21 protein-coding genes, 1 pseudogene and 2 CRISPR repeat arrays are annotated in these 24,450 nt (G+C 65.8%); of the genes and pseudogenes, 14 read left to right on the top strand and 8 right to left on the bottom strand.

From position 1 onward, the window contains the following. Nucleotides 1-39: 39 nt before the first annotated feature. The 6 genes from NAM01S_RS00105 to NAM01S_RS00080 are packed head-to-tail and all read right to left on the bottom strand — an operon-like array spanning nt 40 to nt 5,305. The gene (locus tag NAM01S_RS00105) at nt 40-873 is read right to left on the bottom strand and encodes an SDR family NAD(P)-dependent oxidoreductase (protein WP_067777926.1); all 834 of its coding nucleotides are present in this window, start codon (nt 871-873) and stop codon (nt 40-42) included. Beyond that, the gene (locus tag NAM01S_RS00100; RefSeq protein WP_084482296.1) at nt 870-1,718 is read right to left on the bottom strand and encodes an alpha/beta fold hydrolase; all 849 of its coding nucleotides are present in this window, start codon (nt 1,716-1,718) and stop codon (nt 870-872) included. Before NAM01S_RS00100 ends, NAM01S_RS00105 begins: the two co-directional genes overlap by 4 nt. Nucleotides 1,719-1,776: 58 nt before the next feature. After that, nucleotides 1,777-2,346 (bottom strand): 3-phenylpropionate/cinnamic acid dioxygenase subunit beta, encoded by a 570-nt coding sequence (locus tag NAM01S_RS00095; RefSeq protein WP_067777925.1) that lies wholly within the window; start codon nt 2,344-2,346, stop codon nt 1,777-1,779. Nucleotides 2,347-2,403: 57 nt separating this feature from the next. Further along, the gene (locus NAM01S_RS00090) at nt 2,404-3,618 is read right to left on the bottom strand and encodes an NAD(P)/FAD-dependent oxidoreductase (RefSeq protein WP_067777924.1); all 1,215 of its coding nucleotides are present in this window, start codon (nt 3,616-3,618) and stop codon (nt 2,404-2,406) included. Then, nucleotides 3,615-3,953: a non-heme iron oxygenase ferredoxin subunit gene (locus NAM01S_RS00085; RefSeq protein WP_067777923.1), complete on the bottom strand. Its 339-nt coding sequence runs from the start codon at nt 3,951-3,953 to the stop codon at nt 3,615-3,617. Before NAM01S_RS00085 ends, NAM01S_RS00090 begins: the two co-directional genes overlap by 4 nt. Continuing rightward, on the bottom strand, nt 3,950-5,305 hold the full coding sequence (locus tag NAM01S_RS00080; protein WP_084482196.1) for an aromatic ring-hydroxylating dioxygenase subunit alpha: 1,356 nt from the start codon (nt 5,303-5,305) through the stop codon (nt 3,950-3,952). The genes NAM01S_RS00085 and NAM01S_RS00080 overlap by 4 nt, the downstream gene beginning before the upstream one ends. Nucleotides 5,306-5,467: 162 nt before the next feature. Between NAM01S_RS00080 and NAM01S_RS00075 the strand changes: the two genes are divergently transcribed. Genes NAM01S_RS00075 through dmpG form a run of 6 tightly spaced genes read left to right on the top strand, consistent with a single transcriptional unit; the run spans nt 5,468 to nt 11,105 of the window. Continuing rightward, complete coding sequence (locus NAM01S_RS00075) at nt 5,468-6,451, top strand: zinc-binding dehydrogenase (protein ID WP_067777922.1); 984 nt, start codon at nt 5,468-5,470, stop codon at nt 6,449-6,451. A gap of 34 nt (nt 6,452-6,485) precedes the next feature. After that, nucleotides 6,486-7,424, top strand: a complete 939-nt coding sequence (locus NAM01S_RS00070; protein ID WP_084482194.1) for a 3-carboxyethylcatechol 2,3-dioxygenase — start codon at nt 6,486-6,488, stop codon at nt 7,422-7,424. Beyond that, nucleotides 7,421-8,278 (top strand): alpha/beta fold hydrolase, encoded by an 858-nt coding sequence (locus NAM01S_RS00065; RefSeq protein WP_067777918.1) that lies wholly within the window; start codon nt 7,421-7,423, stop codon nt 8,276-8,278. Before NAM01S_RS00070 ends, NAM01S_RS00065 begins: the two co-directional genes overlap by 4 nt. Nucleotides 8,279-8,284: 6 nt before the next feature. Further along, nucleotides 8,285-9,097, top strand: a complete 813-nt coding sequence (locus NAM01S_RS00060; RefSeq protein ID WP_067777916.1) for a 2-keto-4-pentenoate hydratase — start codon at nt 8,285-8,287, stop codon at nt 9,095-9,097. Beyond that, nucleotides 9,094-10,077 carry an acetaldehyde dehydrogenase (acetylating) gene (locus NAM01S_RS00055; RefSeq protein WP_067777914.1) on the top strand — a complete coding sequence of 328 codons (984 nt, stop codon included), beginning with the start codon at nt 9,094-9,096 and terminating at the stop codon, nt 10,075-10,077. Before NAM01S_RS00060 ends, NAM01S_RS00055 begins: the two co-directional genes overlap by 4 nt. Continuing rightward, entirely contained in the window at nt 10,074-11,105 is a 1,032-nt protein-coding gene (dmpG, locus tag NAM01S_RS00050) for a 4-hydroxy-2-oxovalerate aldolase (RefSeq protein WP_067777912.1), read from the top strand. The genes NAM01S_RS00055 and dmpG overlap by 4 nt, the downstream gene beginning before the upstream one ends. Nucleotides 11,106-11,911: 806 nt before the next feature. Here dmpG and NAM01S_RS00045 read toward each other — a convergent pair. Next, nucleotides 11,912-12,409 carry an HAD domain-containing protein gene (locus tag NAM01S_RS00045; RefSeq protein ID WP_067777910.1) on the bottom strand — a complete coding sequence of 166 codons (498 nt, stop codon included), beginning with the start codon at nt 12,407-12,409 and terminating at the stop codon, nt 11,912-11,914. After that, a complete protein-coding gene (locus NAM01S_RS00040; protein ID WP_067777908.1) occupies nt 12,406-13,683 on the bottom strand; it encodes an IS256 family transposase in 1,278 nt (425 codons plus the stop codon). Before NAM01S_RS00040 ends, NAM01S_RS00045 begins: the two co-directional genes overlap by 4 nt. A 339-nt stretch (nt 13,684-14,022) precedes the next feature. Then, nucleotides 14,023-15,511: direct repeats of the CRISPR family, unit length 37 nt; unit sequence GCAGCGCCGGACCTCCGGGTCCGGCGAGAATCTCAAC. A 108-nt stretch (nt 15,512-15,619) separates the two neighbouring features. Here NAM01S_RS00040 and cas3 point away from each other — a divergent pair. The 8 genes and pseudogenes from cas3 (at nt 15,620) to cas2 (ending at nt 23,877) form a co-directional block, all read left to right on the top strand. Continuing rightward, a complete protein-coding gene (cas3, locus tag NAM01S_RS00035) occupies nt 15,620-17,902 on the top strand; it encodes a CRISPR-associated helicase Cas3' (protein WP_157107522.1) in 2,283 nt (760 codons plus the stop codon). A gap of 569 nt (nt 17,903-18,471) precedes the next feature. After that, a complete protein-coding gene (gene cas5c, locus NAM01S_RS00030) occupies nt 18,472-19,104 on the top strand; it encodes a type I-C CRISPR-associated protein Cas5c (protein WP_067777906.1) in 633 nt (210 codons plus the stop codon). After that, nucleotides 19,105-20,967 (top strand): type I-C CRISPR-associated protein Cas8c/Csd1, encoded by a 1,863-nt coding sequence (locus tag NAM01S_RS00025; protein WP_067777904.1) that lies wholly within the window; start codon nt 19,105-19,107, stop codon nt 20,965-20,967. It begins immediately after the preceding gene. A gap of 33 nt (nt 20,968-21,000) precedes the next feature. Further along, the gene (gene cas7c / locus NAM01S_RS00020; protein WP_067777902.1) at nt 21,001-21,936 is read left to right on the top strand and encodes a type I-C CRISPR-associated protein Cas7/Csd2; all 936 of its coding nucleotides are present in this window, start codon (nt 21,001-21,003) and stop codon (nt 21,934-21,936) included. 37 nt (nt 21,937-21,973) lie between these two features. Then, nucleotides 21,974-22,573 carry a CRISPR-associated protein Cas4 gene (cas4, locus tag NAM01S_RS00015; protein WP_218018309.1) on the top strand — a complete coding sequence of 200 codons (600 nt, stop codon included), beginning with the start codon at nt 21,974-21,976 and terminating at the stop codon, nt 22,571-22,573. Beyond that, nucleotides 22,570-22,818 (top strand): annotated as a pseudogene (locus NAM01S_RS37120) (CRISPR-associated endonuclease Cas1); the annotation flags it as partial. The gene cas4 and the pseudogene NAM01S_RS37120, both read left to right, overlap by 4 nt. A 40-nt stretch (nt 22,819-22,858) precedes the next feature. Next, nucleotides 22,859-23,587, top strand: coding sequence for a CRISPR-associated endonuclease Cas1 (gene cas1 / locus NAM01S_RS00010; RefSeq protein WP_253799493.1), 729 nt, complete (start codon nt 22,859-22,861; stop codon nt 23,585-23,587). Continuing rightward, entirely contained in the window at nt 23,587-23,877 is a 291-nt protein-coding gene (gene cas2 / locus NAM01S_RS00005) for a CRISPR-associated endonuclease Cas2 (protein WP_084482192.1), read from the top strand. Before cas1 ends, cas2 begins: the two co-directional genes overlap by 1 nt. Before the next feature lie 144 nt (nt 23,878-24,021). Next, a CRISPR array of direct repeats spans nt 24,022-24,414; the repeat unit is 37 nt; unit sequence GCAGCGCCGAGCCTCCGGGCTCGGCGAGAATCTCAAC. Nucleotides 24,415-24,450 lie beyond the last annotated feature (36 nt).

The raw sequence follows: 24,450 nt of genomic DNA, 5'->3' as shown, positions 1-24,450 counted from the left end.
CGTCACCAGCCTTCGGTCGGAGTGCGGCGGATCGTGAAACTACAGGTGGTCGCCGCCCGCGGCGGTCGTGAAGCCGCGCACACCGACGCCACCGTCGACCGAAATGGCTTGTCCGGTGATGGGGCCACTCTGCTCCCGGGAGGCGAGCAGGACGTAGGGGCCGGTGAAGTCCGCCGGGTCGGTGCTGGAGTCGTGCAGCGGGATCGGCGGCGGTGCGTTGCCCGGCTTCTTCTTCGCGAACGAAGCCGCCAGCGAACGGTCGTGTAGGGCAAGTGATTCGGGTCCGCGTAGGTCGGTGTTCATGCCGCCGCAGGCGACGCCGTTGACGCGGACTTTCGGAGCCAGTTCGTAGGCGAGTTCGCGCATCAGCCCGAGGCAGGCGTGCTTGCTGGCGGTGTAGACCGGGCCGCCGCCGTTGACGTAGAAGGAGGCATTGGACAGCGTCATGACAATGCTGCCGCGGGTCTTCACCAGTTCCCGCCAAGCGGCTTCCGCGGCGAGGAAGTAGCCTTTGACGTTGATCGAGAACACCTCGTCGAAGGCGTCCGACAGCTCCGCAGCGGTCAGTCGGGTGAGTTGGCGCTGGTAGTCCCAGATACCGGCATTGGCGACGAGGGTGTCGAGTTTGCCGAAGCGGTCGACGGTTTCGGCGACGGCGGCGTGCAGCCGATCGGAGTCGCGGACGTCTGCCTCGACGGCATGCATGCGGTCCGGATCGATGCAGTTCTCGACGACCTCTTTCAGTTGATCCAAGCGGCGGCCGAGGATGGTCACCGAGGCGCCCTCGGCGACGAAGCGTTCGGCGACGGCGCGTCCGATGCCGGTGCCGCCGCCGGTGACGAGAACGGAGTAGCCCGCGAGCCAACCGATCATGCCCGGTCCGCCAGGAAATCGCCGACCAAGCGCTCGAATTCGCGTGCCCGCTCGAGCTGTACCCAGTGCCCGCAGTTGCCGAAGATGTGCATTTGGACGTCGCGGATGTTCTTGAGCATGATCTGCGCTCCATCGAGGGTGATGGTGCGGTCGTCGCGCCCCCACAGCAGCAGGGTCGGTGCTTTGATCTTGTGCAGGTCGCGCCACAGGGGATCCATGCCGTGGCGTTTGGCGAAGGCGGCGTTGTAGCGGTGGTAGAACTCGATGTGGCTTTCGTCCAGTGATGCCTCGTAGCGGGCTTTGACGACGTCCGCACCGAACTGCTTGTGGTCGAAGACCATGGTGCGGATGAAGTTGGCCATTTTCTTCTCGGTGGGTCCGCCGCTGTTGTAGTAGCGGAACATCGCCTTCTGTCCCTCGGTGGGCGTGGGGCCGAAGGGGAGCCAACCGCCGCCCGGCGCCATCAGAATTAGACCAGTGATGCGTTCGGGTCGGGTCTGTGCCATGGCGAGTGCGGCCGCGCCGCCGAGGCTGTTGCCGAGCAGGTGGAAGCGGTCGATGGTGAGTGCGTCCAGCGCCTGGTACAGGGCATCGACGGTGATCTGGGTGATCGAGCGGGTGTCGAGATCGGCTTCGGTCGGGCGGTAGCTGCCGCCGAATCCGGGCTGGTCGGGCAGGATCACGCGGAAGCGCTCGGTGAGCGCGGGCAGGTTCTGGTGGTAGTTGCTGACGCCGGACGCGCCGGGGCCGCCGCCGTGCAGCATGACCAGCGCGGGCCCGGTTCCGGCTTCGGCGACGGCGATCGGGCCGAGCGTCGTCGCGACCGTGTGGTGGGTGAGCTGAATGTTGTGCTCTTGCAAGGCGTGATCGATTTCGGTGACGGACACGGATTGTCCCCTCGGGTCAGAAGAAGATCGAAATGTTCTTGGCCTGCAGGATGTTCTGATCCAGCAGGATGGTGCGGCGCGCCACCCGCAGGCCGGTCTCGGTGCGACGCAGAAGGTCGGTGCGCTGTCCGGCGAAGATGTTCTCCTCGCGTTCGAGGCGATTGCGGTAGACCAGGAACGCCGAACGCACCAACAGGTCATTGACGGTGAACTCGGCGTTCTCGCTCGGATCGACCTGGTGCACAACGATGTTGGTGATCAGGTGCCGGGTTCGCGATGGTGGGTCCTCGGCCCAGGCCATGCCGGAGTCGAAGCGGCGGATGCGCCAGGCGAGACTGTCCTTGGTCTCCTCGAAATAGGCGGCCTCTCCGCGGGCGGCGATCGAGAGCGCCTGTTGACGGCGCAATCGGTTGGTGCGGGTCGGCATCCAGTAGTCGAGGTCGTCGTCGAGCAGATCCAGCCAGTCGGTGAAGCGGCCGTCGTCCAGTAGTTCCGCCTCGAGGTAATAGAACTGTTCCACCTCGAAATGGGTGTGCATATCGGCCCTCGCGCCGACGACGGACTGCGCTGTCGTGGTGCTCACCATGTCATTTCATCCCTTCTTTACGGGAGCGCCGAAACGTCTGTGCCGCAGGACGGCACATCAGCCGAGCAGCAGTTGGCGTAGGTCGGTGGCCGGGTCGGTCAACCGGGCCGTGTCGACGACGATGCCGCGGTCGATGAGACGGCGGGCGGCGCGCACCGCGGTGGAGTCGTTCACCGCGACCGCGCCGACGACGCGGCCGCCGGTCAGACCGAACGCCGAGAACTTGACATCACCAACGGTTCCTCGGAGCACGGTACGTTCGGCGGCCGCCATATCGCCGACCACCTCGACGTGCACGTGATGACGATCGGTCCAAAACCACGGCGCGGTGTCGGCGGGGGGTGGGGCGCCGAGAATGGTCGCGGCGGCCCGTTGCCCGTCGCGCTGGGCGGCTTCCCAGTGCTCGGTGCGCGGGAGCAATGCGCCGCCATCGCGGACGCGCGCCGGGTCGCCGACCGCCAGCACGGCGGGGTTGGAGGTGGTCTGAGTACGGTCGACGACGATGCCGCGGTCGACCTCGAGCCCGGCGGTCTCGGCGAGTGTGGTCTCCGGCACCATGCCCACACCGAGCACGACGACGTCGAACTCCCGGGGCCTGTCCGCGGAGGTCAGGTGAGCTTCGATGCCCGAGGGAGTGGCGCGCAGCGATTCCACGCCGGAGCGCACGCTGACGACGCCGCGTCGGATGTGCAGGTCGTGCAGCCAGGCGGCGATCTCGGAGCCGACCGCATGCGTCAACGGTGGTCGAAGCGGGTCGACCAACGCCACCTCACAGTCGAGATCAACTGCGGTGGAGGCGACTTCGGCGCCGATCAGCCCGGCCCCGACCACGAGCAGTCGTGCGCCGGGTTGTAGTGCGGCACGGAGTCTTTCGGCATCGGTTGCGGTGCGCAGCACATGCACTCGCGCGTCCTGGCTGCCGGGGATCGGTGGCCGTGCGGCGCGCCCGCCGGTGGCCAATACCACGCGGTCGGCGGGAATCGTTGTGCCGTCGAACAGTTCGACCTCGCCGATGCTTGGCCGCAGTGCGGTGACCTTGGAGTTCGAGACGAGCCGGACCTTCTGGTCGTCGTACCACTGCGGTGGCTGCAGGGAGATCTCGGTCAGCCGCTTGGTGCCTGCCAGGAACTCCTTGGACAGCGGCGGCCGGTCGTAGGGGAATTCACTGGCGTCCACCAGCGTGATGTCACCGACGAATCCACCCGACCGGAGCGCGGCGGCGGTGCTGAGGCCGGCGATGCCACCGCCGACGATGACTACGCTGCCGATCATGGCGCCTCGTTCGGGAACAGGAACACCTCGGTGTCACGCACCTCGACCCGATGCGGGCGGGTGTGCTGGGTGGCGGGAAGGCATTGCACTTCACCGCTTTTCAGGCAGAACTTGCTGGAGTGCATGGGGCATTCGACGTATCCGTCCTCCACCCACCCCTCGGCCAGGGAGGCGACCTCGTGGGTGCAGGTGTCGTCGAGGGCGTACACGCTGCCGTCGTCGTCACGCAGCAGCGCGATGTCGTCATCGGTGCCGGTGACGGTCTTGTCGATCGCGATCCCCTCGCCGACCGGGATGTCGTCGAGGGCGGCCACGCGAATGCCGTTGCTGCTCATCGGTTGTCCTTCTCGTGCCACGCGGGTGTGTTCATCAGATCGCGCCAGCGGGCGTAGAACGCGCGTCCGGCGGCGTCGCTGTAGAGTTCGCTGGTCGTGCCGGGGTGCCTGCCGTCCTCGCGCTCGGAGCCCAGGCCCATCTGGTAGTTGAGCGGCACCTGGTTGGTGATGAAGCCGTGCGAGATGGCCTGCACTTCGCTCCAGTTCTCGCCGTCGTCCTGTTCGAAGATGCCGCTGGGTCCGAACGTGCGCAGGTTGTACAGCCGTTGCGCTTCACGGACTTCCGGCGGCATGGACTTGTCGACCACAGTCCACGACCACACCTCCATGCGGTCGGGACCCTTCGGGTGCCACACCCGGATGGTGCCGATGACGGGCAGGTAGGAGAAGTTGGGGAAAACGGTGGCGTGGCCGTCGGTCAGCGGGCCCTCCACCCGGGCATCGCCGAGGCGCTCACGCAAGGCCGCGTAGTCAGTCCACTCGTGCACCTTCTGTGCATTGAAGCGGTTTTTGGGGTGTACCGGGAAACCGTGCCCGTGCCCGTTCGGATCGACGTACTGCCGCCCGGTGCGGTGCACGATCTCGTTCTTCGGATTCTTGGTCGGCGAGAGCACCATCAACGCCGACGCGTGGCTCATGTTGACGTGATACCAATCGGTCGCGAACTGCTCGGCCGCCAGCTTCCAGTTGCCGTCCAGCACCCACTTGTGCACCCCGCCCGCGACCACGGTGCCCTCGTCGTCGTGGTCGAGCATCGCGTCCATGTACCAGGCCATATCGCCCAGGTAGTCGCGCAACGAAGCGGGTTGCGGGTTCCACGTACCGAAGATCAGGCCGTGGTAGCACTCCACGCGCGGCACTTCGACCAGACCCCAGTCGCCGGTGTCGAACGAGTCGGGATATCCGTCCTGGTTCGGAATCGAGACCAGTTTGCCGTCGAGGTCGTAGGCCCAGCCGTGGTAGGTGCAGGTGAAGTTACGGGTGGCGCCGAAGTCGGCCCGGAGTACCCGCGCGCCACGGTGGCGGCACGAGTTCAGGTACGCGCGGATTCGGCGCTGCTTGTCCATCGTGACGATGACCGGATCCTCACCCATGTAGGTGGTGAAGAAGTCGCCCGGCTTGTGGAACTGGTCGGTGTGCGCCAAGAAGAGCCAGCTCGGGGCGAAGACCCGGCGCAGCTCCTGGCGATACAGGCCCTCGTCGGTGAAAATGGCCCGGTCCAGCAAGCCGCCGGTACTGTCGACCAGTCCCGAAACATCGATATTGCGGGCCAGCTCGGCCGGTCGCCGCAACGCGCCACACGGGGTTGCGCACGCGGCCTCGCGGCCGGTGGCGGGTTCGATGGAGGTCATGTCACCAGGGAAGCCGTCCCGGCGTGTCGAGCGCCATCGGACGTTCCGCAGGACGGCACAAGCTGCCGCCGAGTTTGCGCACAACGCCCGAGGTGGGCGCGGTGTGCCGCTGGACGGCACGTCAGCTTTCACTCGGCGGGCGGAGCAGGCGACGGTGTCCTCATGCTTGCTGCACAGGCTGTCTCCCAGAGCGCCACCGAACCGCTGTCGGGTCTCGTGGTTCGCGATGTCTCCATCCCCATGCTCGCCCCCGGATGGACGCTGGTGCGGGTGGTCGCGACCGCACTCAACATGCACGACCTATGGACGCTACGCGGTGTCGGACATCCGCCGGATCGACTGCCGATCATCCTGGGCTGCGACGCCGCGGGCTACGACGCCGACGGCAACGAGGTGATCGTGCACCCGGTGATCGCCGACCCGGACGCCGGTGGCGGCGACGAGACCTTGGACCCCCAGCGGGCGCTGATGTCGGAGCGATACGACGGCACCTTCGCCGAATACCTCGCGGTCCCGGCCCGCAACCTGGTGCCGAAACCTGCGTGGCTGTCCTTCGACGAGGCCGCCTGCCTGCCCGTCGCCTGGACCACCGCCTACCGAATGCTGTTCACCAAAGCGGGAATTCGGCCCGGCGACCGGGTCCTGGTCCAGGGCGCCGGCGGGGGAGTGGCCTCCGCGGCGATCAAACTCGCGGCCGCGGCCGGTGCGGTCGTCTACGTGACGAGTCGCAATGCCGACAAGCGCGCCGAGGCGCTGGCCTGGGGCGCGCACGCGGCCGTGCCGACTGGTGAGCGCCTGCCCGAGCGGGTCGACGTGGTGATCGAAACCGTCGGAGAGGCCACCTGGGCACATTCGCTGAAATCATTGCGACCCGGCGGCACGATCGTCGTCGCGGGCGCCACCAGCGGAGACCAACCGCCCGCCGACCTGGCTCGGATCTTCTATCTGCAGCAGCGCATTCTCGGCTCCACCGGATGCACCCGCGCGGAACTGGTCGCGATGCTTCGCATGATGGAGGCCACCGGGATACGGCCCGCGATCGATCGAACCCTGCCGCTCAACGATATTCACAAAGGCTTCCAACTCATGATCGACGGCGCCGTCACCGGCAAGGTCGTCATCCACCCACCCGCTCCGGCGCGGTGACATCCGACTGCCCCCGACTCCCGAGGAACCGCTCGTGACCACAGCAGCCGTGGGCCTGTCCCACTCACCCCTCATCGGCAAGAACGATCCCGAACCGGACGTGCTCACCCGTATCGACCAAGCTGTCGCGACCGCCAAGGAATTCATCAGCGATTTCGCCCCGGATCTTGTGGTGCTCTTCGCACCCGATCACTACAACGGCTTCTTCTACAAGGAGATGCCGCCATTCTGCCTGGCCACCGCGGCACAAGCGGTGGGCGACTTCGACACTACGGCCGGACCGCTCTCGGTGGATCACGCAGCGGCCGAACACATCGCGCAGGCAGTACTCGATCGAAATATCGATCTGACCATCTCGGCACGCATGACTGTCGACCACGGTTTCGCGCAGCCGCTCGAAATGCTGTTCGGCGGTATCGATCAGGTGCCGGTCGTACCGGTGTTCGTCAACGGCGTCGCGACCCCGCTCGGGCCGGTGGGCCGCGTTCGGGCACTCGGCACCGCGATCGGCGAGGCTGCCGACGAACTGGGTCGCCGAGTCCTGTATGTGGCCTCGGGGGGCCTCTCGCACGATCCGCCAGTGCCGGTATTGCGGGGCGCGCCGCCGCGGGTCGCGGATGCGCTGATCGAAGGGCATCCGCCGACACCGGAACAGCGGGCAAAGGGGGAGCAGCGGGTCGTGCAAGCCGGGCGCGACTACGTCGCCGGGACATCCACGATGACGCCGATCAACCCGACGTGGGACAACCATCTGCTCGACCTGCTGCAGAACGGTGAACTCGCCGAATTCGACAACTGGACCGTCGACTGGATGGCCCGCGAGGGCGGCGGTTCCGCGCATGAGGTGCGGACCTGGATCGCCGCCTACGCGGCGCTGGCCGCCGGCGGCGACTACACGATGGATTACCGCTTCTACGAAGCGATTCCGGCGTGGATCGCTGGCTTCGCCATCACCACCGCGCAGCGCCGATGAAGTACCCGCATTACACCGACAACGGCCGCGTCGGCGTTCCGGTCGTGGTGTTCCTCGGATCCCTCGGCACGACGCTGTCGATGTGGGATCCACAGTTGCGTGCGTTCGCCACCGATCACCGGACCATCGCCATCGACCTGCCCGGCCACGGCGGCACCCCGGTCCCCGCGCATCCCTGCACGACAGCGGCGTTCGCGGCCGATGTGGTGCAACTGCTCGACGTGATCGGTGTGGACGAGTTCGCCGTGGTCGGCCTGAGTTTCGGTGGTGCTATAGTGCAGGTGCTAGCCGCGACCCAGGCTGAACGTGTCACCTCGGCCGTGATCGCCTGTGCGGCACCGAGCTACGACTCCGATTTCCGGCACGCCCGCGCCCGCCTCGTTCGGACGCACGGGTTATCGGAGATTGTGCGACGCAGCGCGCTACGCCGATTCGCGCCTGGCTTCGACGATCGGGAACCAGACACCTATGCCGCGTCGCTGCTGATGCTGTCGACGATGAGCCCGCACGGCTACGCCGCCTGCTGCGAGGCCCTGGCCACGCACGATGCCGAGCGACTGCTGCCCGACATCGCCGTGCCGACACTCGTGCTCGCCGGCGAGCGGGATCAGGTCACACCGCCGGAATTGGTGCGGGAGATGGCACGAGCGATCCCAGGCTCGACATTGCGGTTGATCACCGGTTGCGGGCACCTGGCGAACGTGGAGAAGCCCGTGCCGTTCACCACATTGGTTCGCGAACACTTCACTGACACCATCGACCGCCAGCTCCGCTGTGCCGCAGAGCGGAACAGCTCGACAACTTCCCCTCTTCGGCCGAGGCAGGATCGACGCGGCAGCTACCAAAGGATGTGAACCATTATGAGCACAACCGACATCGACGCGAATATCGTCGGGCAGGTTGCCGACCTGATCAGCGGCGCGACCCGCACTCAGCGGCCGATCGAGCCGGTTCGCGGGCTGCTCGGCGTCGGCGATATCGCGCTCGCCTATGCCGTGCAGGAGGAGCTCACCCGCCGCCGCGTCGCGGCCGGTGCGGTGATCGTCGGCCGCAAGATCGGTCTCACCTCACCGGCGGTGCAGCAGCAGCTCGGGGTCGACCAGCCCGACTTTGGTGTGTTGTTCGCCGATATGGACTGTTCTGGGTCGGACCCGGTTCCGTCGCGGCGGCTGCTGCAACCGAAGGCCGAGGCCGAGCTAGCTTTCGTCCTGAAGGAAGACCTCGCCGACGGCGACCTCGATGAGGAGCAGATCCGGGCCGCTGTCGATTACGCGGTCGCTGCGCTCGAGATCGTCGACTCGCGCATCGCGAATTGGGATATCGCCATCACCGATACCGTCGCCGACAATGCTTCCAGTGGATTGTTCGTCCTTGCCGATGAGCGGCTGACCCTCGCGGATTTCTCCCCGCGCGAGGTCGTGATGCGCATGTACGCCGATGATGTGCTGGTTTCGGAAGGTAATGGCGCTGCGTGCCTGGGCGACCCGTTGAACGCTCTGGCGTGGCTGGCGCGGACCGCCCGCGATTACGGAGAGCCGCTGCGGGCCGGGCAGATCATCCTGTCCGGTGCACTCGGGCCGATGGCGCCGACGCCGCCCGGTACCCGCATCCGCGCTGAGATCGGCCCTCTCGGTTCGGTTTTCGCCACGTTTTCCCCGAAGGAGGGGCAATGAGCACCGCTGTCTCGAGCAAAGCCAAGGTCGCCATCGTCGGGTCCGGCAATATCGGCACCGACCTGCTGATCAAGGTGCTGCGCCTGTCCGACACCCTGGAGGTGGGTGCGATGGTCGGCATCGACCCGGACTCCGATGGACTCGCGCGCGCGAAGCGTTTGAAGGTACCGACTACCCACGAGGGCGTCGACGGACTGATCGCGCTGCCGAACTTCGACGACATCGAGATCGTCTTCGACGCCACCTCGGCCGGTGCGCATATCGCGAACGCGAAGAAGCTCGCGCCCTACGGTAAGACGCTGATCGACCTGACGCCCGCGGCTATCGGGCCGTTCGTCGTGCCGCCGGTGAACCTGGACCAACACCTGGACGCGGGCGTCGGCAATGTGAACATGGTGACCTGTGGCGGGCAGGCCACCATTCCGATGGTCGCCGCCGTGTCCGCAGTGACGCCGGTGCACTACGCGGAGATCGTCGCCTCGATCGCCTCGAAATCGGCGGGTCCTGGCACGCGTGCCAATATCGACGAGTTCACCGAAACGACCTCGCATGCCATCGAATCCGTCGGTGGGGCGGCGCGCGGCAAGGCGATCATCATCCTCAACCCCGCCGAGCCGCCACTGATCATGCGCGACACCGTGTTCTGCCTCATCGGTGACGCCGACCACGACGCCATCCGCGCTTCGGTCGCCGAGATGGCCGAACGTGTCGCGCACTACGTGCCCGGCTACCGGTTGAAGCAGGAAGTCCAGTTCACACCGATCGGCTCGGGCGAGCCGATGCACACACTCGTGCCCGAGGGGGCGGGGCCGATGACGACCCGGGTGTCGGTGTTCCTCGAAGTCGAGGGCGCCGCCCACTATCTGCCCGCCTACGCCGGCAACCTCGACATAATGACCTCGGCCGCGCTGCGCGTCGGCGAATCGATCGTCCAGCGCAAAGTGTCTGCCGCCCAACTGGTTTCGGAGATCGCGCGATGACCCGTGAGCTCTACATCCAGGACGTCACGCTGCGCGACGGTATGCACGCCATCCGCCACCGCATCGAACCCGCCGACGTCGGTCGCATCGTGGCAGCCCTCGACGCGGCCGGTGTCGACGCCATCGAGGTCGCCCACGGTGACGGTCTTGCCGGTGGCTCGGTGAACTACGGGCCCGGCAGTCACACCGACTGGGAATGGCTCGAAGCCGCGGCGGCGAACATTCGCGACGCGGTCCTGACGACACTGCTGCTGCCCGGGATCGGCACCATCGCCGAACTCGAACGCGCCTACGACTTGGGTGTGCGCTCGGTGCGCATCGCCACCCACTGCACCGAGGCCGACATCTCCGCCCAGCACATCGCCAAGGCCCGCGAGCTCGGCATGGACGTCTCCGGATTCCTGATGATGAGTCACATGGTCGAAGCCCCGGAATTGTCCGCGCAGGCCAAGCTCATGGAATCCTATGGCGCGCACTGTGTTTACGTGACAGACTCGGGTGGGCGGCTGACCATGGCGGGGGTTCGTGAGCGCGTTCGCGCCTATCGGGACGTGCTCGATCCCGGTACCCAGATCGGCATCCACGCCCACGAAAACCTGTCGCTGTCGGTCGCCAACAGTGTCGTCGCGGTGCAGGAGGGCGTCACACGTGTGGACGCCTCGCTGGCAGGGCAGGGCGCCGGTGCGGGGAACTGCCCGATCGAACCGTTCATCGCTGTCGCGGATATCGAAGGATGGAAGCACAATTGCGACCTGTTCGCGCTCCAGGACGCCGCCGATGATCTGGTGCGCCCGCTGCGTGACCGGCCGGTGCAGGTGGACCGGGAGACCCTGACCCTCGGCTACGCCGGTGTCTACTCCTCGTTCCTGCGCCATGCCGAGATCGCGGCCGAACGTTACGGCGTCGACGCCCGCTCCCTGCTGCTCGAGGTCGGCCGCCGCCGCCTCGTCGGCGGCCAAGAGGACATGATCATCGATATCGCCCTCGACCTCATCGGTGAGAGACCGCAACTCGTGCCCGGAAGCTGACTCTCATCGGTAATCGCCGGTGGCAACTCGCGCAACTGCAACGTGCGGTGTTCGACTCGTGAAGAGGCGGGGGTGATGAGGGCGGTCGGCAGCTCCGAGTCGGTCGAGCTGATGACCAAGGTGCCGTTCAATGGCGGCTTTGAGTTGTCGCGTTCGGTTCGCAGACGGAGGATCGCGGCTCGCGGCCTATTTCGCTTACGCACTATTTCCTGAGACATGACGGGCACCCGCTGCGGCGACACACAGCCGGACCCCGGCAGCTGCGCGTCGCGAGTTCCGGTATCTGCCTCAGGCGTTGTCTGCTGGCGACGTGGCTGGATTCATCCGCCACGCCTGCACCGGCGAGTTCTTCAGATCATGCTTCAGACCGCGCACCTTCACACTGTCGGTCCGTCTCGGGTGAACACGGGAAACCGGTCCACTCGGGGAGAACCCGTTCCAGCTGCTGATTGAGGCTGTAGCGCAGGAAGCGAAGCAGGACGCGGTGCAGAGGTCGGAAACAGCGGTTCTTCAGGTTACTGCATCTGTAAGAGTCCACGGCGCGCTGCACGCTTGCAACGCAAATGTGTTCATGCCGTGTGAGATTACACCTCCATCCAGTTCCTGGTTGACTGCGCGGTCCGAACACTGCGCCTCGATGTCAAACGCTTATAGGCACGAGGATCGTGTTCACGCGTACGATCAGCCGAGATGCTCTTGCTACCAACGCGATTTCGAGCGTAGACGCCAGTCTGCGTCGACAACCCGCTTGGACTTCCGCGGAGGGTGTGAAGAGTAATTGTCAATTCCTGTGGATCACGGGTGATTCAGGTTGCTCGTAGCCATTGATCGAGGGCTGCAAAGTCGCCGTCGCCGAGCCCGCGGAAGGGCTCGACGTGGTGCAGGAGCGCGCGGCCGGGATGGTGTGTGCTGACCCAGCTGCGGTCGGCGTCGGTGATCTCGTCGTCGATCCACGCGAACGGGCGGCCAGCCGCCCAGTCCACCAGTGTCCGGGTTTTCCAGCACAGCCCGAACCATCGGTCCTCGCGTTCGTGCTCGGCGGAGGAATCGGGCCAGCGCACGACCGGAAGCCGTGGCAATCCGATCCGGGGCGTGATCTCGGTGTTCGCTTCGTCTTCCCATGTGGTGGCCCAGACCAGCTCGCACGGCAGTGCTGCCAGCCGGCGCCCCAGCTCTGGGCCCAGCCGCGATAGGCGCGAGTCCGGCACGACATCGCGCGGGTGGTTTTTCGGGTCCTCACCGAACGGGAGAAGCGGCCCATCGACATCGAGGAACAGCAGCGGGCGTTGCGATCGGCTGGTCATGCTGCGGTGGCCTGCTCACGTTCGACGAGAACGCCACGGTCGAAACGCGCTCCTGCGCGGACGAGAGCGACCAGATGTGGTGCGTTGACCGCGCGCCACCGGTTCTGAGCGGACTCGAGCAGTTCGAACGCCATCGCCAGCCCGGCCGCGCGTGAGCCGGGTCCTTTGGTGACCCTGGTCCTCAAACGCACTGTGGCGAAAGATGATTCGATGGGGTTCGTGGTGCGCAAGTGGATCCAGTGCTCGGCCGGGTAGTGGTAGAACTCGAGCAGCACGTCGGCATCGTCGACGATCTTGGCGACCGCTTTCGGGTGTTTGGCTCCGTAGGTCTTCTCGAAGGCTTTGATCGCAAGCCGGGCGTGGTCGATGTCCTCGGCGTTGTAGATCTCCTTCAGTGCCGCAGTCGCGCCCCGCTGGGCTGATTTCGGTAGTGCAGCAGCCACATTCGCGGATTTGTGGAACCAGCAGCGCTGCTCTCGGGTGTCGGGGAAGACTTCGCGCAGCGCCGTCCAGAACCCGAGCGCGCCGTCACCGACCGCAAGCACCGGGGCACGCATGCCGCGGCGGCAGGCATCACGCAGCAGATCAGCCCACGACTCGGCTGATTCGCGGTAGCCGTCGGTGAGGGCGACGAGTTCCTTGCGGCCGTCGGCGCGCACGCCGATCATCACCAGCAGGCACAGTTTCTCCTGTTCCAGGCGGACTTCCAGGTGGATGCCGTCGACCCACAGGCAGACGTAGTCCAGCTTCGACAGATCCCGAGTAGCGAACGTCTTCGCCTCGTCCTGCCACTGCGTGGTCATGCGGGTGATCGAGGCCGGTGACAAACCAGCACCGGAGCCGAGGAACTGCTCGAGGGCCGGGGCGAAATCACCGGTGGACAGCCCATGCAGATACAGCAGCGGCAGCACCTCGCTGATCTGCGGCGACCGCCGGCACCATGCCGGCAGAATCGCCGAGGAGAAGCGTTGACACTCACCGGTTTCCGGATCGACACGCTTGTCGTTGACACGGGGTGCACGGACCTCGACCGCACCCGCGGACGTGGTCACAGTGCGTGCAGTGTGGTAGCCGTTACGGACCACCAGCCGATGCCCGTTCTCGTCGAGTTGATCGGCGAACTGAGCGACATACGCAGCGACCTCGGCCTGCAACGCCGCCGCGAGCATCGCCCGCGCACCCTCGCGCACGATCTCGTCGATCGGCGAACGCGACGCGCCGTCGGCCACACCGACATTGTTGGAACCGGCGCCACCGTCGATTACCTTGAGCATTCGGGACGTACCTTCCCGCCCGGCGTTGGCGCGCCAGGCTTGATCAGATCCAGGATTCGAAGATCATCCGGGAAGGTACTCCTTCCCGGTCATCCACAGGTTCTGATCATTGCTTGGGTGTGAAGGTAGTCAGCGGGGTCGCCTCGAAACCCTTGGAGTGCACGGGCTGTTCGGTTGGTGATGTGATGGTCGCCCTGGTTGGGGTGTGAGTTCGGAACGTGGGGTGCGACGAAAGTCCCAGGAGGGTTCCGAAGTGGCGACATGGGAGGATCGCGTCAATGAGTTGTCGTTCACGCGTCGGTGTAATACCTGGCAGGGCAAAACTGCAGCTCATCCAGGGCAGCGCCGGACCTCCGGGTCCGGCGAGAATCTCAACCAGTTCGAACAGCACTGGCGGCCACAACGCCCGCTCGCAGCGCCGGACCTCCGGGTCCGGCGAGAATCTCAACTGCACGTCGCGGTCCAAGTAGAGGGCGCGCATGCGCAGCGCCGGACCTCCGGGTCCGGCGAGAATCTCAACGAACCGGTCGCCGTCGTCGGGCCACCGGCAGGCGGCAGCGCCGGACCTCCGGGTCCGGCGAGAATCTCAACCGGAACTTTCTTCCGTGATGCCTATGCAGGTACATAGCAGCGCCGGACCTCCGGGTCCGGCGAGAATCTCAACGGGGACTGGCCGGGCAGCATCGCCAGGCGGACGCAGCGCCGGCCCTCCGGGTCCGGCGAGAATCTCAACACCGCCAGCGACGGCCGATGCGGGCGGCCGTCGCCTGCAGCGCCGGACCTCCGGGTCCGGCGAGAATCTCAACGGCGCGGCCTGTTTGGTCGCGGTCTGCTCCCGCCAGCAGCGCCGGACCTCCGGGTCCGGCGAGAATCTCAACCTGGCGGTCGCTCGCGGGCTGCGTGGCATCGCCGACGCAGCGCCGGACCTCCGGGTCCGGCGAGAATCTCAACGGCAACACGTCGACGACCGCGTGCGTCGGCGATGACGCAGCGCCGGACCTCCGGGTCCGGCGAGAATCTCAACGCGCTGCGCCGCGATGTCGACCTGTCCGGCTACTCGCAGCGCCGGACCTCCGGGTCCGGCGAGAATCTCAACTCGGGCGGGCGCCGTTGATGATCAGCATGAAGACTTGCAGCGCCGGACCTCCGGGTCCGGCGAGAATCTCAACACGTGCCGTATCCCGTTGCCCTCGGCGGGCGGCCCCGGCAGCGCCGAACCTCCGGGTCCGGCGAGAATCTCAACGCCGCGCTGGGCTGCATGTTGGAGCAGCTGGCCGAGCAGCGCCGGACCTCCGGGTCCGGCGAGAATCTCAACTTGGCCGTGCCGAAGATGCCCGCGCGCTGCTTCTCGCAGCGCCGGACCTCCGGGTCCGGCGAGAATCTCAACACCCACCCCGAGTGGGTAGGCGGTGCTCCGGGGCGAGGGCAGCGCCGGACCTCCGGGTCCGGCGAGAATCTCAACGTCCCCGGATGTGCCGGAGCTTTTGGTCGAAGCGGACTAGCAGCGCCGGACCTCCGGGTCCGGCGAGAATCTCAACCGTCCACACGATGCGCCTGCCGTACTGGGCGCGCGCAGCGCCGGACCTCCGGGTCCGGCGAGAATCTCAACCTATGAACAACAACGACATTCGACCCGCGCTGATTGGCAGCGCCGGACCTCCGGGTCCGGCGAGAATCTCAACATGTCGGCGGCAGTCGTAGGCGCCGCCGCGGCGACGGGCAGCGCCGGACCTCCGGGTCCCGCGAGAATCTCAACATCTTCCGACTGTGCTCTCGCTCTGGGGTCGACCGGCAGCGCCGGACCTCCGGGTCCGGCGAGAATCTCAACGACTTGATGAGTGTGCATGTCTCAGCTGGCTCCGGCCATCGCTGGACCTTCGGGTTCGGCGTGGCTATTGGAGGCGCTTCGGGGATTGGGTCGGGTTAGTTTGTTTGGGTGACTTTGTGGGCGCATAGCCGTAGTGAAGTGTCGGGTGTTCGTCATGGTTTGGATGAGCATTCTCGGTCGACGGCGTTGTGGGCGGGGCGGTTTGCGGCGGTGTTCGGGGCGGGGGAGTTGGCGTATGTGTTGGGGTTGTTTCACGATGCGGGCAAGGCGGGGTGTGTTTGGCAGCGTCGGTTGATCGAGGTGGAGGCCACCGTGGGGCGGGTGGGGGTGCCGCACAAGGAGGTTGGAGCGCGGGCGCTGCGTGGGGTCGCGGGTTTGGCTGCGTTGGCGGTGCTGGGTCACCACGGTGGAATGGTGAGTCCGGCGGTGTTGGAGCAGGTGTGGTTGGACCCCGACGGTGTGAATGACGGTGAAGTGCTCGCCAGGTTTTTCCAGCAGGTGCCGGAGGCGTCGGGGGTGAGGCTGGGGCGCGGGTTGTTTCCGACGCGGTGGTCTGGTGTGCGGGAGAAGTTGGTGGAGGAGATGAGGCTGCGTCTGGTGTTTTCGGCGTTGGTTGATGCCGATCATCTGGATACAGCGGCTCATCGGCGGGGGCTGTCGGGTCCGCAGGTCGCCGCGGCAGCCGATATGGGTGCTTTGGTGCGGCGGTTCGAGCGGCGGCGTGCGGCGATGCTCGGTGAGGGTCAGGGCGATGGTATTGGCCGGTTGCGGTCGGCGGTGTATCAGGCGGCGGTGGCGGCTGCGGAGGAAGCGCCTGGTTTGTTTCGGCTCGCGGCGCCGACCGGTTTGGGTAAGACGTTCGCGCAGGGGATATTCGGGTTGCGTCATGCCGCGAAGTGGGGGAAATCGCGTGTGATTGTGGCGGTGCCGTTTGTGACGATCACCGAGCAGAACGCGCAGGTGTACCGGCGCCTGCTGGACGATGAGACGAATCCCATGGTGCTGGAGCATCATTCGGGCGTCCGCTTCGACGAGGGTGAGGAAGAGGGAGGTCGCGACAATCGGTGGTCGCGGTTGGCTGCGGAGAACTGGGATGCGCCGTTCGTGGTGACGACGACGGTGCAGTTGTTCGAGTCGCTGTTCGGGCGGCGGCCTTCGCAAGTTCGCAAGGTTCATCGGCTGGCTGGTGCGGTGGTGATTCTGGATGAGGTTCAAGCGCTTCCGCCGCGGTTGCTGTTGCCTATTCTGAGTGGGTTGCGGACGCTGGCTGAGGATTTCGGTACGACGGTGTTGTTGACCTCGGCGACGCAGCCACAGTTCCAGGCGTTGTCGGTGTGGCAGGATTCGGCGACGCGGGATCAGGTTCGGATCACCGAGGTGATCGCGGAGCCGCAACCGTTGTTCGACAGTGCCCGCCGGGTTCGTTATGAGTGGCGGTTGAACCCGAAGCTGTCGTGGCAGGAGATCGCCGATGAGGTGGCGGTGGTGCCGCAGCTGATGGTGGTGGTCAACGCGGTCGCCGACGCCCGCGTGCTGTACCGGTTGGTAGCGCAGGGGCGTGAGGACGTGTGGCATTTGTCGACACGGATGTGTCCGCAGCATCGGCGCGCGGTGTTAGCGACGGTGCAGGCTCGATTGGCGGCCGGGTTGCCAACGGTGTTGGTGTCGACTCAGTTGATTGAGGCCGGTGTGGACTTGAGCTTCCCAGTGGTGTGGCGGGCCTTGGCGCCTGCGGACTCGTTGCAGCAGGCAGCGGGGCGCGCGAATCGCCACGGTGAACGCGAGGAGGGCTTGGTGGTAGTCTTCGATCCGGCCGATGGACACCGACCCGCTGAGTATGCGCAGGCGTGCGGGCTGACAGTTCGTCACTTCGGGCCCGACGGCGCGAAGTTGGATGACCAACTGGCGCTGGCCCGATACTACGAGGAGTTGTATCAGGATCTTGGCCTCGATCGCCGCACACGCAGCTACACCCGGACCCCGGTGGGGCAGCTGATCCAAAAGCACCGCGAAGAACTGGATTTCCGTGCCGTCGCTGACGGGCCTCTTGTCGATGCGGCACGAAGCGCTGCGCGTGACCGGAAGAAGGCGTTCCGGATGATCGACGAGGACACGGTCCCCGTGGTGGTCGCCGACGCGACGAACTCCGAGCACGTCGATCGGCTGACCGGCGAGCTCGCCGCGGGCACGGTCGAGGCCGGGAAGGCCTTGCGGGCGCTACAGCCATGGATTGTGCAGCTGCGCGGGGATCTCGCCCGGCGCGCCGATATCGCTGCGTTGATCCAACCGGTCACCGGCGACCTCGGGCGGTGGCGCGGCACCTACGAGTGGGACAACACCACAGCGCGCGGCCTCGGACTCGATGAGGCCGATCTCACCACAGTATTCTGACCAGGGCTGCCGCCTCGCGGCAATCCGCAGCGCTCGGAAAAACCGGGCGGGAATCTCAAGGTTAGTGCCGATCTGCCAGAGCATGAACGCCGGACGCCGAGGCGTCCGGCGTTCGCCGTCTAGTCGGTGCCGAAACTCGACCGACCGGTTCTGAAAGTTTCTGTTGCACAGCGAGATTCGGCATCCGATTTTGCGGTGCTGATGTGGCGTCCGATGTAGCGTTAGGCAGGTCGGCTCTAACGAAGGGATCGCGATGCGCCAGCCTGAACGGGATCGGTCCGACGGTGAGCGACGAGGTGAAGGGCCTCGCCTGTGGGAGCGGGTTGGACAGATTGTCGCGGCGAAGATCATCGCGGACTGGCTATTCACTTGGCTGCGCCGTCATTTCGATCAATGAGTCACCGCTGGGTGCCAGGCTCGTCCTGAGGATGGCGCGCGCGACCGAGTCTGGCCGCAGTGTCGCCGTAGGTCGACTGAACTTGTCGGTGGGGTGGTGCACGATGCGTGCGAGGGATCGGTTGCCTTGTTCGTAATTATCTGTGCGGAAACAGTATTGAAAGGGGTGGGGTGTGAGTCTGGTGGTTCAGGTGTGGGGCCCGGGTGCGTTGTTCACGCGGCCGGGTTTGTCGGCTGAGCGGCTGACCTATTCGGTGATGACGCCGACGGCAGCTATCGGGGTGTTGACGGCGATCTATTGGAAGCCGGAGTTCGTGTACCGGATCACCAGCATCGAGGTCTTGAGGCCGGTGAAGACCTTCACGCTGCGCCGTAACGAGACTTCGGATCTGGTGTCACTGTCGGAGGCGGCGGCTGGTGTGCGAACTGTCGACACGGTCGCGCATCGGGTCCAGCGCAACGCGGTGTGCCTGAAGGACGTCGCGTACCGAATCCATGCCCAGATCGACCTTCTCCCGCACGCGGACAAGCAGATAGCCGCTTATCGGGATCAGTTGCGGCGCCGCGTCAGTAAGGGGCAGTGCTTCAGCCAGCCGTTCTTGGGCACCCGGGAGTTCCCGGCGGCGTTCTCCGACCCTGACGACTCCGAGCCGATTGCGATGTCGGCCGACCTGGGAGTGATGTTGCACAGCATCGACTACTCGACTACGCCGAGGCGCTCGAGTTGGTTTCGTGCGCGCCTGGAAAACGGTGTGCTGCAGGTGCCGCGGTTCGGTATCGGCGCCGACGAGCTCGGGGTGATGTGAATGCTGTTGGAGCGGTTGACCGCGTACGCGCGCGAGCGTTCCGAGGGCGTGCCGGGTTTTCATCGTGAGCGAGAGTTCCGGTGGAAATTGGATGTGCGCACCGGCCACGAGGGAGGGTTCACCGCCGAGCTGACGTCGACGCCGGACCCGGAACGGCCCAAGCGCGGCATCGTGCATGTGGTGCCGGCGTCCACTCGAACGGTAGGGGTTTCGCCGAACCTGGGCGCTGATGACATCCAGTACGTACTGGGTTGGTCTGATGAGGACAGCAACCCAGCGCGGGTCGCCCAATGTCATGCGGCGTTCGTCGGATTGATCGAACGTTGGGCGGCAGCGGTTCCCGTCGAGAAGGATCGAACGCCGCATGTGCTGATACGGGTGTACCGGTCCGGTGTCCTCGACTCCGTTTCGCGACCGGAAGGTGTGCGGGCCAAGGACGGGGTGGTGATCGCCGTCGACGGCCGCTACGTCCACGAAAGCCTCAGCGTCGGGCAGTTCTGGCGCGAGCAGGTCGGTGAACGCAAGGGCAGCGGCAGTGTCGGGTTGTGCATGATATGCGGGCAGGAATCTGCACTGGCCAACACGATCCCTGTGAAAGTACCGGCATCGCTGGTGCCCGGCGCCAGCAACGACGCGGCGTTGGTCAGCGTCAACGAGCGGGTGTTCGGCTACGACTTGTCCGAACAGCTCACCCATATCCCGGTCTGCTTGGGCTGCGCTGATGACCTCATGGCGGGGTTGACCTCGGTCCTGTCCTCTCGGCACAGCGTCACCTTTCCCGGCCAGAACACGCGGCTGGCGTGGTGGGTGACCGGCACCGATGAACTCGACCACCTCGACCTCGTGCTCGACCCCAACCCAGACGAAGTCGAGCAATTGTTCACGACGGTGCATCGCGGACAACCCGCCCAGCGGTTGAAGGGCCGGTTCTGCTGGCTTGCGGTGGGCGGCAACGTCGCTCGGATCATGGTCCGAGAGTTCATCGACATCGCACTAGCGACGCGTGACGGCGAGGAAGTCAGTCACGACTCCAACATCCTGGCCTGGTTCGCCGACCACAAGAACACACCACGCCACACCGTGCCGTACTCCTTGGCCAAGGGCACCGAAATCCCTGCGGGCAGATGGATACACGGTGTGCCAGGGCTAGCCGCAGCGCTCGGTCGATGGGACCACAAAACCAGCGGATACCGGCCGTTCGGCGCGAAGAACGCCGACCGACCCGACAACGTCGTCCACCAGCTCCTGCAGGTCGCGGTCCTAGCGCGCCCAATGCCGACCTCGCTGCGCGCCCACCTGATCCATCGAGTACGCAACGACGGCCGCATCGATGACCGGCGCGCCGCGTTGGCCCGACTGGCACTGACTCGAAATAGCCACCCGGACAAGGAGATCACGATCCCGATGTCACTGGATGAGACCTGCACAGAACCCGCCTACGTCGCGGGACGGTTGTTCGCTGCCTTGGAATCGACACAACGCGACGCGCATCGGCCGACACCGAAATCCTCGGCACCGCAGGAAGGCGAGCCCGCCGACGATGACGTGCGGCGGGAAGTGAATTCCACCTTCGGTGACCGATTCCTGCGGCGGGCTATCGATACTCCCCGCCCTGTGCTCGTCCAAGGGCGCAAACAGGCCACCGCATGGATCACCAAACTGCGTCGCCGCAACAGCGCCGCCGGGAGCGCACACACTCCACGGCTGACCGCACTGTATGAGCTGCTCGACCACCACGGCGGGGCGCCGATGCGTAACACACTGCGCCAGCAGGAGCAGTTCATCCTCGGCTACCACCACCAGCTCGCCCACGACATCGCTGCTGCTCGCGCCAAGCGCACCGCGCGCGGCGAGCAGAACTGATCCACCGCCCCTTCCCAGACAGGACCACCATCAATGACAACCGCAGGCATTCGCGCGCACCTCGACCCCACCGTGCGCCACGACATGGTCTTCTTCTTCGACGTCACCGACGGCAACCCCAACGGCGACCCCGATGCCGGCAACCAGCCCCGCACCGACCTCTACACCGGCCACGGCTTGGTCACCGATGTCGCGATCAAACGGAAGTTCCGCGACGGTCTGGCCCTAGCCGCTGCAGGACACCCTCGCTACGGCATCTTCGTCGAGGCCGGACATGCGCTCAACACCCGGTTGGTCGAATCGTTGTCGGCGACCGGCGTCGAACGCGACAAAGACACCAAGAAGAGCGGCAAGGCGAAGGCGAAACTGACACTCGAACAAGCCCAAGCGGCCAGGGCCTGGTTGTGCGACCGTTACGCCGACATCCGGTTGTTCGGCGCGGTGCTTTCCACCGGCGAAACCAACGCGCTCGGAGCGATCCGCGGACCCCTGCAATTCGGGATGGCCCGTTCGATCGATCCGATCACTCCCACAGAGCACGCCATCACTCGCGTCACCCAAACTCGCCAGGAAGACATCGATAACGGCGAGAGCACCGAGATGGGTTCGAAGTGGACAGTGCCCTATGCCCTGTATCGGGTCGAGATCAGCTACTCCGCCGCCCGCGGCATCCAAACCGGTGTCGACACCAAGGACTTCGAACTGCTGTATCAGGTGATGGAGATGATGTTCGACCACGACGCCTCCGCCGCCCGCGGCCGCATGACCGCCCGAGGACTGCACGTCTTCAGCCACGACAACGCCTTCGGCAACGCCCCAGCCCACAAACTCCTCGAACGCGTACAGGCCGCGCCCGCGCATCAGCGCGACGACGAAGACCGCAGCCCTCGACGGTTCAGCGATTACACCGTCAGCGTCGATGCCGACGACCTCCCCGCAGGGATCACCTATCACCAGGTCTTCGCCTGAGATGTGTGTCGAGTCCGCAGCCGAGGACCGGTGGAGCGTGCCGATCTCGGCACTGGAACATCACGCCTACTGTCCTCGGCAAGCGGTACTCATTTGGCAGGAATCGTATTTCGAGTCCAACCTCGACACTGTTCGCGGCGACTTGGCGCACGAAGCCGTCGACCGAGGCGGTGTGCTGACCGGTCGCCGCGGCGCCCGGATCTGGCGGTCGCTGCCCGTGCACAGCGCCCGCCTCGGAATCCATGGAATTTGTGACACCGTGCACTGGACTGCCGAGGGACCGGTACCTGTGGAACACAAGTCGGGCAGCTACAGGCCGGGCGGCCCTGCGGATCTGCAGGTAGCCGCACAAGTGCTGTGCCTGCGGGAGATATTCGACGAAAGCGTGCCTTACGGCGAGGTATTCGCAGGCCGCGACCGAAAACACCACCTTGTGCTCGTCGATGACAAGCTGCAACAGGCCGTACTGTCCGCGGTCGAGGATCTACGTCGAGGCATCCTCGGCAGCGCTGTGCCCATACCGGTCAATGATCGACGCTGCGTTCGCTGTTCACTGCGGCCCGGCTGCGTTCCAGAAACCCGCCCTCAGCGCGCTGTCGATCTGTTCGCACCGCGAGCCCCGGGAGACTGCCCATGAGCGAAGTCCTGAAAACCCTGTACGTCACCACTCCGGGCACCAGCCTCCACCTCGACGGTGACGCACTACGGGTCTATCACCCCGACCGCCCTGGACGACACCTCCTACCGTTGGTCAGGCTCGACGAAGTCGTCGTATTCAACGGTGTCACCGTCACCGACGACCTGATGCACCGATGCGCAGCCGACGGCCGAGGCCTGACGTGGTTGACTCGCAACGGCAGATTCCTCGCTCGGGTGTCCGGGCCCGTCAGCGGAAACCCACACCTACGCATCGCGCAAGTCCGTGCTCAACGACAATCCGACCGCATGCCTGGAATTGGCCAAAGCCATGGTGGCCGGCAAGTTACACAACTATCGCCAACTCCTGCTGCGCAGCGCCCGCGACCTTTCCGGACAACGCCTCACCACCGTGCGTGAGATCGCCGACCGACAAACAACGGCGTTGTCCTTGCTCCGCGATGCTGACACCCTGGATGTAGCCCGTGGTATCGAAGGCAGGGCAGCCCGCGACTACTTCCAAGCCCTACCGGCCCTTGCGCCCTCCGCCGGACCAGGTCGGAATCGGCGCCCACCCACCGACCCGCTGAACTGCCTGCTGTCCTTCGGATACGGCATGCTCCGAACCGCGGTCCACGGAGCCCTCGAACACGTCGGGCTCGACCCCTATATCGGGTACCTGCACCGTATCCGTCCCGCCAAACCCGCACTGGCCCTGGACATGATGGAAGAACTACGACCGTTGCTGGTCGACCGGCTCGTCCTCACCCTCATCAACCGAGGACAAATCAAGTCGACCCACACCGAAACCCTCCCGGGCGGACAAGTCCAGCTCACCGACACCGGACGAAAGCACTTCCTCGAACAATGGTCGCTCGCGCGTGAACGCAACTGGCGCCACTGCTACCTCGATCGCGAAATCGCTGCCGCTGCAATACCTCTCGTACAGGCTCGGCTACTCGTACGTCACCTGCGTGGCGACACCGACAGCTACATTCCCTGGACGGTGTCCTGATGGAACTGCTGATCACCTACGACGTCGAAACCACCACCCCCGAAGGCGCCGCTCGACTGCGTAAGGTCGCCCGAATATGCGAGGGCTACGGCCACCGAGTACAGAAATCAGTCTTCGAAGTCACATGCACACCCGCCACACGGCTTCGGCTCGAAGCCGCGCTCGACGCCGCCATCGACCACAGCCGAGATAGCATCCGCATCTATCAACTCGATCAAGGCACTTTCGCCAACACCCGCCACCGCGGCGCGTCCGTGAAACCTCCACACGACGAACCACTGGTCCTATAAGCAGTGCTGCATCGCTTCGGAACCCTAGGCGCGACCGAAATCCCTGGAGGGTTCCGCAGGGCCGACAAGGGCGAACAGTTTCCCGACAACGCCGCTTCACACACCAAAACCGGAGCGTGTGAAGAACTGTGCAGGTCATCCAGGGCAGCGCCGAGCCTCCGGGCTCGGCGAGAATCTCAACTTCGGCCGGTCGAAGCGCACCGGGCGTGACGACTGCAGCGCCGAGCCTCCGGGCTCGGCGAGAATCTCAACCTGTGCGGTCAGCATCGCGGCGGCGGAAGGCGGGCGGCAGCGCCGAGCCTCCGGGCTCGGCGAGAATCTCAACCCCTTCGGGCGCCCGCGGCGCGGCTTCGGCAGCTGCAGCGCCGAGCCTCCGGGCTCGGCGAGAATCTCAACGGACTGGCTGGCCGACCCCGCCCTACCCGGCGTCGCAGCGCCGAGCCTCCGGGCTCGGCGAGAATCTCAACTACGACACCGCCGTCTACCGCCTCGAGCGCGGCGCAGCGCCGAGCCTCCGGGCTCGGCGAGAATCTCAACCGGAGACTCCGGCCGGGGGTTCCGGACTCCGGTTGC

This window comes from Nocardia amikacinitolerans NBRC 108937 (assembly GCF_001612615.1).
Classification (GTDB): Bacteria; Actinomycetota; Actinomycetes; order Mycobacteriales; family Mycobacteriaceae; genus Nocardia; species Nocardia amikacinitolerans.
Note: the sequence above shows the minus strand (reverse complement) of the source record. Positions and strands in the feature narration are given on the sequence as shown.